The sequence below is a fragment of the Segatella copri genome (assembly GCF_026015295.1).
GTDB lineage: Bacteria > Bacteroidota > Bacteroidia > Bacteroidales > Bacteroidaceae > Prevotella > Prevotella copri_C.
Map to the genome: position 1 here is coordinate 2,089,996 of NZ_JAPDUW010000001.1, position 12,613 is coordinate 2,102,608.

The following is a 12,613-nucleotide window of genomic DNA, read 5'->3' on the forward strand; positions in this document are numbered from 1 at the left end:
CAAATCTTTTAAAAGCTGGGACGGACAGCTAATTCCCTAAAAGGCACTGAGTCTGACATTTCGGGCAGAGGAGACTATATCAAGGGAAAGGGCTTTGCCTAAGATTAAAAAGTTCACTACCTCTGTCTGGAGTTCCTTCCTTTTGAGGATTCCTCGCAAAGGTAGTGCCAAAAGCAACCAAGAGACTCTATCATGGTATAGTGATGGTCTTAAAACACTGTTAGTTCACTCCTGGTTGCTTGTTTTTCCCATTTCGATAATTGTCCGTCTCCACATACGGAGTACCTCGTTTTATAACGGCAAACATACGGAGTATCATCTTAAACTTGATTGCATTAAACACTATTCCACTGCATTTCTCCTTTCTCTTGCGTTCCCAGTAATCTCTGATGTTCGGAATGTGCTGCATGCAAACCAAACAGGCAATGGACAAATCTGCCTTTGCCTGTTTAAAACCTTTCTTAGAGACTGACGAGCCTTTTCTCACAGATGTACCAGATTCTTTCTTGAAAGGAGCGACACCAATATAGCAAGCGTATTTACGTGGGTTATCTATTGCCATGAAGTTTTCGGTCAAGACAATGGTTTCAAGTGCGACAACACGCCCAATACCAGGTATTGATGTCAGCAGGGAAAAGTTCTTGCTGATGTCCGCATCTTCTTTTATGTACATGTCAATTTCATTGTCTATGCCTTTAAGTGCATCATTGAGCGTTTTAAGTTGCCCATTCTTACGTTCCACAGACAAATCTGTGTCATACGCACATATATCATGAAGCTGCTGCTTGTAAAGGACTGACTGCTTGACTGTCTGCTTGCGTTCCGCCAAAAGCCTCTTCAACTTAAAATATACAGGAGAAGGAAGTTTTGATGGGTTGCGAAGAATCTTTCTGTGGTTCTGCTCACAGTAAATGGCTATGCGGAAAGAATCAAGCTCGTCAGTCTTGATGCGGTCGAGCGAACGCAGTCCATCATCCAAGTCTGGCTCAAAGCGATGCATCTTGCGAGGTTCCACCATCCTATAAATATAATGTTTCTCTTCCAACCACAGTCTAAAGTTTTGGGTGTAAAGTCCTGTATATTCCATACAGAACAAGACTATATCAAACCCCTTGCTTACCTTTGCCACCCATGAACCAATTTTCTTGAAACCTGCATTGTTGTTGCTCACCTTTATATGGGCTTTCTTCCAATCAATGCTTTCTCCGTCATAATAAGCAAGGTCGAGAGTCTGCTTTGAGACATCCACGCCTATGTAAAGTTCTTTATCCATAATTTTGACATTTAATAGTTAAATGGAATCAAGAAAGTTGGCTGGATTATATAAGGACTATGACATGAGAAAGGGCATACCTTGAAAGAAAGATAGTTCACCTTAACACCCATTAACCAAATATCCTAACTTGATTCCTGGGTGCAAAGGTAAAAGCTAAAACACTGCGGAGGTTCGCCCAAGTGGCTGGAGGCGCAAAGCCTCCAAGAAACGTTGCTGCAACCATTTCGGAGAATAGAGCGGTTGCCAATTAATCCACAAGCACATTTTACAGCGTACCAAGTGAGGGCATGTAAAACGTTGAATTGTTGAAGATAGGTGTTATCTTTATGAGAACCAACCACTTATACCCTCAACAAACTCTCAACAAATAGCTCTACACAACAAATTACTGGGCAAAAAAGAAAGAAAGGAATGGTGTTCATGGTTTTCTCTTTTCAACATTATCTTTCTTTTGTTGAGAGATTTGTTGAGAATATGTTGAGCCGTAAATGCCTGATGTTCAATACTTCTTTCATCATATTCAACAATTCAACAAAAATAAGGGGTGTTTTGTCCGTCATTTTTATGAACAGAACTCATCCCCCTACAAGTAAGAATGTCATGCTTATGCTTCAGTACTTATTCACGACAGTACGACAGCGCCAAGCCAACAAACAAGCAAGAGGACATTCAACTAAAGGCGGTTGTTCTTCTATTGAGTTGTAGGATAATGACACTACTTTTCTCTTTTGCCCCGTACAATCTCTTGAAGATGGTGGCACGAAACCGAGCTGCCCCGTATGAGTTTATACGGAAGCAAAGGGCAACAATCATCGGAAAGCCATACAACGTTTGCCAAATGCCATTGGAAGTTTCCTGTTTCTGTTGGACTTCCGACACCGTCAATAAACCATCCTTGTATATTGACCTTATCACAGCATGGAGTTTCATGGCGGTGACATGAAGCATATCAACCAATTCACCCTCACTCATCCACAAGTCTTGCAAGTTGGACGGAATGGATAACATTCCATTTCCGTCCACGGTGATTACAGTCCTTTTCATGCCATTCCCCCCATTGTCGGCATATGCCCCTTGATTCGACTTTCAAAAGCTGATATGTCATGCTCCAATTTAGTACTTGTCACCTTTGCGTAAATTTGTGTTGTGGCGATGTCCGTATGTCCCAGTATCTTGCTTACACTCTCTATCGGCATACCGTAGTTTAAAGCCAAAACTGCGAACGAATGCCGGGAGACATGAAATGAAATTCGCTTCTTGATGCCACACATTTTTGCCACTTTCTTTATACGCTTGTTTACCATGTCAAGTGAGCCAATATTAAACAAGTGCATATCTTTTCTCAATGGCTTGTAACGTTCAATTATCTGTATGGCTGCATCTATCAGTTTAATTTTGAATGGTACGCCTGTCTTTTGACGCTGAGAAACTATCCATGGAGACCCACTTATAATGGCAACATTGTCCTCTGTAAGATTCTTGATGTCAACGAAAGAGATACCTGTCCAACAACCAAACATAAACAAGTCTCTCGCAAAAGCAAAGTTGGGATTTTCCAACTCTATTCCTGCAAATATGTCCAATTCTTCCTCTGTCAAGAACTCACGCTCCTTGTGGTCTGGGTCAACGTGGTACATGGCAAACGGATTTCTCTGTATCTTGCCGTTGTAGTGTGCTGCCGTGACGATATGCTTCAATGGTATGGAGTATATCCAAATGGTAGATTGCGTGAGTCCAATGACATTCTTCAAATACAGACAAAAATCACGGATGAACTCCTCGGTAAGCTCATTCATGGACATATCGCTGCGCTTGTACTGAAATTTGATGAACTCGGCAACGTACTTTCTTACCGTCAGATACTTGCGGTAGGTTCGGACAGCTCGGTCTTTTCCCACGCGTTGGGCAAAGGCTGCGTTCTCCTTGTCAAAAGCTCTGAGTAATGTCTCATACTCCGTACCTATGCCTTGATATGCGTTTCTCACCATTTCAGCGGTAACGAACGCCTCACGGTCGGAAAGCCGTTGGTAATGCTTAGCGATTTGAGCCTTGATGTTATCAAGCGCAAAGTTCACCTCATTGGCTTCCTTGCTTCTGCCTTTGGCTCTGTTGCCCTTGGCATCCCATATCGCCTTGGTCACGCTCAGCTTGCAACTGAACTGTGCGATAGTTCCGTTGATTGTCACACGTCCCATGATAGGGACAATTCCGTTTCTCTCCTTGCTTCCGTTTACATAGAAGACTGTCTTGAATGTACTTCTCATAATTCCTTGCTTTTTGTTCTGTGCAAAATTAAATCATGAGAGTTGCATGGCAAATTCACAACCTGTGCAGAATTGAGAAGTAAAAACCGAAGCCGTTAAAAATGCTTATTAGAGCGTTTCTTTGAGGTAATGACTTGAAAGCGTTTCTACTTCTCAAATCCGCCATTTTCGCATTTCCTCACGAATGCCACAAAAAGCCAACGACTGCCACAACCACTTGAAACTCAAAACAAAAGCTCAAATCTGCTATTTTTTGCTTTTTTAGTCATTCTTTTTCCGAAAAACATCATAAAAAAGTGAAGGAGCTAAGACAAATGTTCTTGGCTCCTTCACTTTTTTCCTCCTAACCTATTTTATCTTATCGTTGAAATCGTGACATCTGAGAACTCGTTCATGTAATCAAGAATCTCCATGGTGTGGAAATCGCGCTTCGCCTTGATTTCTATGTTCGCTTCCAGGAATTCCTCCTTCGAGTAGCGGCGCTCTTTCAACTCATAGGAATGAACTTCCAGACCTTTCTGCTTGATTTGCCTGATAAATTCCTTCACGCTTTCACGAGATGGCGCGGTGAAGGTCAAGTCGATGGTAGTTGTTCCCAACTGTGGAATCCAGTAGTTCAATACTTCCAGTCCCAGCAACACCATCGCCGTGGTAATAGCTGCAGCCACATACATTCCCGTACCGCACGCCAGACCGATGGCTGCCGTCACCCACAAGCCTGCAGCAGTAGTCAATCCTCTCACCACGTTCTTCTGGAAGATAATCGTTCCGGCGCCCAGAAATCCAATGCCCGAAACCACCTGCGCAGCCACACGCGAAGAATCCTTTAAGTCAATTCCGAATCCATACTGGGAAACGACACAGAAAAGCGCACTTCCCAATGCCACGAGAAAGTGAGTACGGAAACCTGCCTCCTTGGCACGATATTCTCGCTCAATGCCTATCGCACCTCCTAAAAGCAGGGCGAGAGACAGACGAATGGTAAGATCAATATAGGTTGCATCCATATTATTGTCCTTTCTTTAATTAATCAACAAAAAAATCATTTAATTGCAAATATACAACTTTTCTTGGAAAGAAAGGCGAGAATTTCAAAAAAATAATGTATCTTTGCAACTGTTAGTGCCTATTTCGGCAATTTATTCACAAATACACATTTATTTATATACATGGCAACAGTTGACGACAAGAAGATCATCTTCTCAATGGTGGGCGTATCTAAGATTATCCCACAAAACCAGAAGCAGATTCTGAAGAACATCTACCTATCGTTCTTCTACGGAGCAAAAATCGGTATCATCGGTTTGAACGGTGCCGGTAAATCTACGTTGATGAAAATCATCGCAGGACTTGAGCAACCTACCCAGGGTGAGGTGGTTTGGAGCCCAGGCTACTCTGTGGGCTACTTGCCTCAGGATCCTCCGCTCGACGAGAACAAGACCGTGAAGGAAAACGTGATGGAGGGTGTGCAGAAAATCTATGATGCACTCGCTGAATACGAGGACATCAACAACAAATTCGGTCTCGAAGAATATTACGGAGACCCTGATAAGATGGACAAGCTGATGCAGCGTCAGGCAGAGGTGCAGGATATCATTGATGCAACCGATGCCTGGAACATCGACTCCAAGCTGGAGCGTGCGATGGCTGCCCTGCATTGTCCTCCTGGTGATTGGTCTGTTACCAATCTCTCGGGTGGTGAGCGCCGCCGCGTGGCTCTCTGCCGCCTGCTCCTGCAGAAGCCGGATGTACTCCTGCTCGATGAGCCTACCAACCACCTGGATGCTGAGAGCATCGACTGGCTGGAGCAGCACCTGCAGCAGTATGAGGGTACCGTAATCGCCGTAACCCACGACCGCTACTTCCTCGACGACGTGAGCGAGTGGATTCTGGAGTTGGACCGTGGCGAGGGTATTCCATGGAAGGGCAACTATTCTTCATGGCTCGACCAGAAGACCAAGCGAATGATTCAGGAGGAGAAGACTGCCTCTAAGCGCCGCAAGACATTGGAGCGCGAGTTGGAATGGGTTCGCATGGCACCTAAGGCCCGTCAGGCTAAGGGTAAGGCTCGTCTGAACTCTTACGAGCAGATGCTCAACCAGGAGCAGAAGGAGCGCGAGGAGAAGCTGGAAATCTTCATCCCTAACGGTCCTCGTCTGGGTAACAAGGTGATTGAGGCTCAGCATGTGAAGAAGGCGTTCGGCGAGAAAGTTCTCTTCAACGATCTCAACTTCATGCTTCCTCCTAACGGCATCGTAGGTGTGATTGGTCCTAACGGAGCCGGCAAGACTACCCTCTTCCGCCTCATTATGGGCTTGGATCAGGCTGATGGCGGTACATTCGAGGTTGGTGAGACCGTGAAGCTGGCTTATGTTGACCAGCAGCACAAGGACATCGACCCACAAAAGACCGTTTACGAGGTGATTTCTCAGGGCAACGAGACCTTGCGTCTGGGTGGCAGAGATGTGAATGCACGTGCTTACATCAGCCGCTTCAATTTCTCGGGCACCGACCAGAGCAAGCTCTGCAGCGTACTCTCGGGTGGTGAGCGCAACCGTCTGCAGTTGGCATTGGCATTGAAGCAGGAAGGCAACGTATTGCTCCTCGATGAGCCTACCAACGATATCGACGTGAACACGCTGCGTGCCTTGGAGGAAGGTTTGGAGGCATTTGCCGGTTGTGCGGTGGTTATCAGCCACGACCGCTGGTTCCTCGACCGTATCTGTACCCACATTCTTGCCTTCGAGGGCAATGGGGAGGTCTTCTTCTTTGAGGGCAGCTATTCTGAGTATGAAATCAACAAGGCGCGCCGTCTTGGAGATACAGAGATCAAGAAGGGTCGCTATCGCAAGTTGATGGAGGAATAAAGTTTCGAAAAAGATAAGAAGGACTCGGTTCTGAAACAATAAAAAACAAAAGAAAAGGTGTGTCTTTGCCTTAAGACACACCTTTTTTGTTTCTATGCAGCCGTTTTCAAAAGCTTTACCAGATGCAACCAGGACGTTCAGAAAACTGCGTCGCGACGTATCTGGCTGTACGTCGGGACATAACGATTATTACGTCGGGACGTATCAGATGCTACGTCGGGACGTAATTTCTTCTATGTCGTCAGTTAAATTGCAAAAAAACAAATGAAAAAGCCAAGCATTGAACCGAAAAAAAGGATTTTTGCTCAATGCTCTCTTAGTTTTCACCCCAAAATCCCTCTAAGACACCTATATTTCGCTGGTTTTTATGGCAATATATGGCAGATAAAACCGAAGAACAGAGAATTGCCATACACATAACACATTCGTAATCAAAGAAATAACCTATCTATATGGCAATATGGCAATTCTTTGACGCAAAAAAATATATATAAAACAGCATGCCCGACACAAAAAAAAGGGAAGCGCCGAAACGACACTTCCCCATGGATTGGATGAATCATATAATCATCGGTCTCGCGACATTTTATTCTGTGTATGCAGTCTTGTAGGCAGAGTCAAAGAACATAGCGCAAGAACCTACGCCAGTCTCATACTCATGCTGCTTCTGACCAGCTCTGTCATACTCCACTACATAGCCGTTACCATTATAGTCGGGATTGCCTTTATCGCCCAATCTATAAGAGAGCACGAAGATATGACCATTCAATGGGTCGGCGAAGATACCGCATGGGCTCACAGGCATCTCTGAGAGCGTCATCGTCTGTGCTTGCGTACTTCCTACTACGAGCACACTCACGCTAGGAGTTCCGCCATAAGGTGCATTGAGCACGAAGAAATGAGGACGAACCACCTCCACATCGCGTGTTGTTGCAGCACCAGTGGTTACGCATACAGCATAGTTGCCATCTGCCACCTTCTGTGACTTGCCCTCGGCGAAACTCACTGCACGTAGGGCATTCTCGCCATAAGCATTATAAGAAGCATCATAATACTGGTTGTCGAGAACATACAAAAGACCAGCAGCATAATAGATGCTGGTAGGATTGTTCACGCCCTCGATATTCTTAGTCTCTACATTGTCGTTGGAAAGATTGATGCAAGAGATGTTGCCACCACCAGCAGCATAGTTACTGTTGGCAACGTAGAGATTGCCATTGCCGAAGACCAAGCCCTCAGGATAGTTGCCCACCTTCCACTTCTTCTGAAGAGCAAAATCTGTGGTGTCCACGGCAGCTACATAGCCACCGTATGTGGTGAAATAAACCTTGCCACCGTCAGCGATGATATGGCGAGGCTCAGCACCCTCGGCTTTGCCCAGCAGGTCTGTAGTCTTGATTTGCTTGATACTCTGCTTGGTTTTCTTGTCGATTACCTCGATGGTGTTGCTCTGATCTACGGCGAGATAAATCTTGTTGCCATATACGATGCCATCATTGGCAGTATTACCGAGCGAACGACCGTTAGCAGCCTTGAATACTTTCTGTGTGGCTGTGCTTGAAGCATAGTCGATAGCTGTGAGAGAGCTCTCAATTTTGTTATACATGTTACCTGAATTCACGACATAAGCGCCCGTGCTGTACTCCTGGAGATAAGTCTTAGGACCATCGTTGTCGTCGCTACATGATGTCATCACTGCAGTACCCATCAAGAGCACCGCCAAACCTAATAAATACTTTTTCATTTTCTTTTTCTGTTTATATTTGAATCTAATTTGTTACTATCTAGAAGTTATACCCGATGCTTAACATCCAACTGCGGCGAGGCATCGGATAATGCCCTACGAGTTCATACTGCTCCGACAGCAGGTTCTTCACATCCATCCTGACCTTCACACCTCTCAGGGATTTCCCCAAAAGAGTCAGTCCGTCCAGCTGACGATAGAGCGTCAACCCCATGTCCCAGTAACCATCCACTTCGGTGCCGTCATAGTGCTCGTTGTTGGCCCATCGCTTGCTCATTCCTTGTCCATGGAGCGAGACATTCACCCAGGGATTCTCCCACCCCAAGGCAATACTGCCCGAGTGCAAAGGGATATAGGCTACTTGATTGCCATAATATTTGGACGAGCGGTCGGTATGGTTCACCACGTGCTGGTAGCTATACGACCCTTGCAGCGAGAGTTGCTGCCCCGGAGCCATCTGCCAGATACCACGCAAAGAGGCATCCGCGCCAACGACATCAACCCGTGCCAAGTTCACAGTACGCCAAACGAACATATTGTAAGGAACGCCCACAATCTTGTCGGTCACCCGATTGTAGTAGCCGTCCAGCGTTGCTTGAACATTCCATTCCTTGTAACGTAGGGATTCACCGTTTCCCCCACCTCCTGAAGAAGTTTTTTTCCACGTAAGCCCGACATTCAACTGTCGGGTTTTCTCAGGCTTCAGATCTGAACTTCCATAATGGAAGAAATAGTTCTCGTTGAAAGTAGGAACCCGGAAGATGTCCTTGTACGAAGCCCTGAGATAAAGCTCATCGCTGGCAGTACCATTTCCCAGGAGCCGATAAGAAAGCGAAAGCGATGGAGAAAGCCGGCGTGCATCCTTGGCAGCCTGTCCTGCTTTGGTAGGATTGGCGCTGCCTTGCTGAGTCTCTATCTTGCGCCCCACGCTGTTGAGGTAAACCGAAGCCAGCATTCTGGTAAGAGCCACCCATCTTCCCTTCGCATATCGGGCGGAGAGCGACTGCAGGATGCCATGTCGATGAGGTCGCAGGTCGGTGGCGAGAGTGCTGTTGAGCGAGTTCATCATCCAGTCGGCAGAGTAATCCACCGCCCAGCCGTCCCCCGGCATCCACATCAGTGCTGCCGAAGTATAATATTCCCTCTGCCAGTAGGTAGCATCATTGCGCCGATTTGCCACGAGCGTGTCCTGATAGGCAGAGCTCGCCCAGTTCATCTTGGCTTGCACCTTCAGCATCCAATGGTCATCAAAACTTCTGGCTTGCCATCTTGCCTGAGCAAAGGCGTTGCGGTCGTGCAACTGTTCGGCTGTTACATTGGTATAATATCTCACGATGCCAGGCAACTGTCGGTCGTTGTCATAATAGTAGAGCTTTGCCCACAATTGGTTCCGGCTCACACCATCGGCTCGTCTGCCCATCATCCAGTGCATATTCAGTTCGCCATGCCCCGAGTTCATACGACTGTTGGTTCTTCGCTCATGGGTAGTATATTTACCATTGTGCAAAATGAAAGGATAGTCGTTTTCGGCATAGGTGTACTCACCCATCGCCTGGAGAGTGAACCTATCTGACAATCTCTGCACATAGCGCAGATAAGGCGAGACATATCCGAAGGACCCCACCTGCAACTGAGTAGAGAGGTGAGGCTGTTTGTCGATGGGAATCTCGCTCATAGTCTCGATGGCAAGCAAAGCTGCCACCGAGGCTTGCCGAGCCGAAATGAAAATATCGTCGTTGTCACCAATGGTGAGTCGCAAAGTCTGCACCTGGTCGAGCGAATAACGGGACACATCAATTTCGCCGCCCTGACATTCACTGAGCAGCACACCATCGTAACTCACGCCCGTGTGTCCCGCTCCGAATCCACGCACAGCTACCGTCTTCATTCCTCCAGCTCCACCATAGTCGCGCAGATTGATGCCTGGCATTCGGTGCAAGGCGTCGGCCATATCCGTAACGCCGAGCCTTAACATATCCCCCTTGTCCAAAAGTTGGAGAGGCGATGTGCTCGTAAGTATCCGGTGCTGCCGAGCATTCACTTTTACTTCCTGCAAATGCTCGGTACGAATGGAATCTTGCCCCATACCCACTTGTGCATACAACAGTAGCAAGCCACCGAGACAAAATATCCTCAATGCCTTCATTCATTCTATCTTTTATATTATTATCTGTGTCTCCATCACGAACCCATCCCACGGGGTTGGATAGAATCATCGGAATCTCTTATCCTAAAGACACTCTTTCATCATATTGTTTCCGATGGCAACGGCAGGTCTTCTGACTTGCGTCCTCAAACTCATGGCAAGCGGTCTTCCCGAAAAATTGTCAGTGACCATGGTGCTTGCCGCAATAAGACGCTTACAGCAGCGGGACTGTCCGGGCTTCTCACCCGATTCCCTTTTAATCACTACGCACTCATCCTGCCTGAGGCGGCAGAAGGTGGCAGCGAACCAATTGCGGGTGCAAAGGTACTATAAAAAAATGAATAAAAAGATAACTTTATCCGCTTTTTTATTCCAGCAAGGATAAAATTATCTTTTTATTCAGAGTTCAGTTTATTCTTTTACGATTTCCAGGAGTTCTGCGAAATCATCGATGATCCATTCAGCAGAGGCGAGCTGCTGGCGGGTTCCGTTGCCATAAGTCACGGCACAGGCCTTGCAGCCGGCATGATGCGCCATATCTACATCGAAGGTCATATCGCCCACTACAAGGGTTTCATCTGCCGTTCCCTTCATCTCCTGCAATGCCTTGAAGACCATATCGGGTGCCGGCTTCACGTGCTTCACATCATCGCCTGCAACGATGGAAGAGAATATATCCTCCAGCTGCATCTGATGCACGTATCCATCCAGCGAGCAATGATTTCGACTGCTGGCCATACCCAATACAAACCCACAGCGATGCAACTCTCTCAGGGTTTCTATCACATGAGGAAACGGCTTTACGATCATCGTATTCTTGTTCTCCAGGAAAATCTCGCGATAGGTTGCTGCACATTCCATTCCCTCCTCAGCACTCATTCCAAAGAGCGAAACGAAGGCCTCATCCAATCGAAGACCGATGGTCTTGGCACAAGCCTCCTCCGATTTCACTTCCAGCTTTCTTGCACGCATCGTATCCTGCAAGGTCTTCACGATGAGACTCTGCGAATCGCCGATGGTTCCATCAAAATCAAAAATTATATACTTCATTATTCTTACCTTATTTGAAAACGGTCACAAAGGTACAGATTATAACTGAAACTACAAAGCAAATTGCTCACGAATTGCCTTTATTATATTATTACGAGCCACTTCTGGCTTCATCGCCTCATCCAATGGCATTTCTTCAGGAGTAACCTGAACAACTCTATCAAATCCTGCATCCAGCATAGCCTTTCTATCGCTAACTCCGCCCGATACTAGCCATATTTTCTGATTGGTAACATGCTCAAGAATTCTTTGCGGCAACTTCCCCATCAAGGTCTGACGGTCGCTATGACCTTCGCCCGTAATCACGAGATCAGCATCCTGAATGAACACATCAACCTCTATTTTCTCTAAAAGCAGTTCAGCCCCTGGACGAGCCTCTGCATTGAAATATTGCAGGAAAGCATAACCCAGTCCTCCGGCCGCACCAGCCCCAGGAACCATACTTCTATCATATCCGAAATGCTTGGCACTTACCTCGGCAAACTTCCTTGCCCTATCATCCAACATCTGCACCATCTTAGCATCAGCTCCCTTCTGAGGCGCAAAGACATGAGCCGCCCCATTTTCGCCGCAAAGCGAGTTGGTAACATCCGAAGCCAGCACAAAGCTGCATTCCTGTCGGATTTTCTTCCAGTCGTCGCCCATCGCCTTGAGCATTCCGATGCCGCAATCGGATGTGGCGCTGCCGCCCAAGCCCACGATGAAACGTCGCACGCCCCGGCGATAAGCATTCATTATCATCTCGCCCACGCCCCAGGAAGTAGCCTTCATCGGGTTGCGCTGTTCAGGCTCAATCAGAGCCAGTCCGGCGGTCTGCGCAATCTCGATAATCGCCGTATCATCCACGATTCCGTATTCCGCCTCAATCCATCTCATCAGCGCATCATGGGTATGAATCTTCACTCGATCTCCCTTCATTGCCGAGAGGAAAGCATCGAGCATTCCCTCTCCCCCATCACTCATTTCCAGGGTAATGATTTCGGGAGAAGCATCATCTGCATTCCATTCCTTCACTCCCGAAGCAATCGCCTCATTTACCTCTCTGCTCGAAAGGCAGCCCTTATAAGAGTCGCAAGCAATTATTATCTTCTTATATCCAGCCCCATCCATCAGTCTGAGACCATCATTTTTCCTATCCATATCCTATTTATATTATATCATTCCAAGAATCATCGCCTATCAAGCGATTCCCCTTTCAGCCCGCAAAATTAGCCATTATTCCTGAAACCACAAACCTTTTTTGGAAAAACTTTTAAAAACAGATGC

At 46.7% G+C, this 12,613-nt stretch carries 9 protein-coding genes and 1 riboswitch; of the genes, 1 reads left to right on the top strand and 8 read right to left on the bottom strand.

Annotation, left to right across the window (positions count from 1 at the left end; translation table 11 throughout):
* Positions 1 to 220: 220 nt before the first annotated feature.
* The 4 genes from ONT18_RS08935 to ONT18_RS08950 all read right to left on the bottom strand — a co-directional run bounded on the left by ONT18_RS08935 (position 221) and on the right by ONT18_RS08950 (position 4,547).
* Positions 221 to 1,273 (bottom strand): IS110 family transposase, encoded by a 1,053-nt coding sequence (locus ONT18_RS08935; RefSeq protein ID WP_007896891.1) that lies wholly within the window; start codon positions 1,271 to 1,273, stop codon positions 221 to 223.
* A gap of 672 nt (positions 1,274 to 1,945) precedes the next feature.
* The gene (locus ONT18_RS08940; RefSeq protein WP_038606222.1) at positions 1,946 to 2,320 is read right to left on the bottom strand and encodes a hypothetical protein; all 375 of its coding nucleotides are present in this window, start codon (positions 2,318 to 2,320) and stop codon (positions 1,946 to 1,948) included.
* Positions 2,317 to 3,540 carry a site-specific integrase gene (locus tag ONT18_RS08945; RefSeq protein WP_022459668.1) on the bottom strand — a complete coding sequence of 408 codons (1,224 nt, stop codon included), beginning with the start codon at positions 3,538 to 3,540 and terminating at the stop codon, positions 2,317 to 2,319. The genes ONT18_RS08940 and ONT18_RS08945 overlap by 4 nt, the downstream gene beginning before the upstream one ends.
* A gap of 353 nt (positions 3,541 to 3,893) precedes the next feature.
* A complete protein-coding gene (locus ONT18_RS08950) occupies positions 3,894 to 4,547 on the bottom strand; it encodes an MgtC/SapB family protein (protein WP_118154115.1) in 654 nt (217 codons plus the stop codon).
* A gap of 162 nt (positions 4,548 to 4,709) precedes the next feature.
* Here ONT18_RS08950 and ettA point away from each other — a divergent pair, with 162 nt between their 5' ends.
* The gene (gene ettA / locus ONT18_RS08955) at positions 4,710 to 6,407 is read left to right on the top strand and encodes an energy-dependent translational throttle protein EttA (RefSeq protein WP_022120190.1); all 1,698 of its coding nucleotides are present in this window, start codon (positions 4,710 to 4,712) and stop codon (positions 6,405 to 6,407) included.
* Between the two features lie 586 nt (positions 6,408 to 6,993).
* Here ettA and ONT18_RS08960 read toward each other — a convergent pair.
* The 4 genes from ONT18_RS08960 to ONT18_RS08975 form a co-directional block, all read right to left on the bottom strand.
* Positions 6,994 to 8,151, bottom strand: coding sequence for a YncE family protein (locus ONT18_RS08960; RefSeq protein ID WP_264905039.1), 1,158 nt, complete (start codon positions 8,149 to 8,151; stop codon positions 6,994 to 6,996).
* Between the two features lie 40 nt (positions 8,152 to 8,191).
* A complete protein-coding gene (locus tag ONT18_RS08965) occupies positions 8,192 to 10,237 on the bottom strand; it encodes a TonB-dependent receptor plug domain-containing protein (RefSeq protein ID WP_264905040.1) in 2,046 nt (681 codons plus the stop codon).
* A 166-nt stretch (positions 10,238 to 10,403) separates the two neighbouring features.
* A riboswitch (cobalamin riboswitch) is annotated at positions 10,404 to 10,623 on the bottom strand.
* Positions 10,624 to 10,708: 85 nt separating this feature from the next.
* Positions 10,709 to 11,347 carry an HAD family hydrolase gene (locus tag ONT18_RS08970; RefSeq protein WP_264905041.1) on the bottom strand — a complete coding sequence of 213 codons (639 nt, stop codon included), beginning with the start codon at positions 11,345 to 11,347 and terminating at the stop codon, positions 10,709 to 10,711.
* A 51-nt stretch (positions 11,348 to 11,398) separates the two neighbouring features.
* On the bottom strand, positions 11,399 to 12,487 hold the full coding sequence (locus ONT18_RS08975; RefSeq protein WP_264905043.1) for a glycerate kinase family protein: 1,089 nt from the start codon (positions 12,485 to 12,487) through the stop codon (positions 11,399 to 11,401).
* Positions 12,488 to 12,613: the final 126 nt, after the last annotated feature.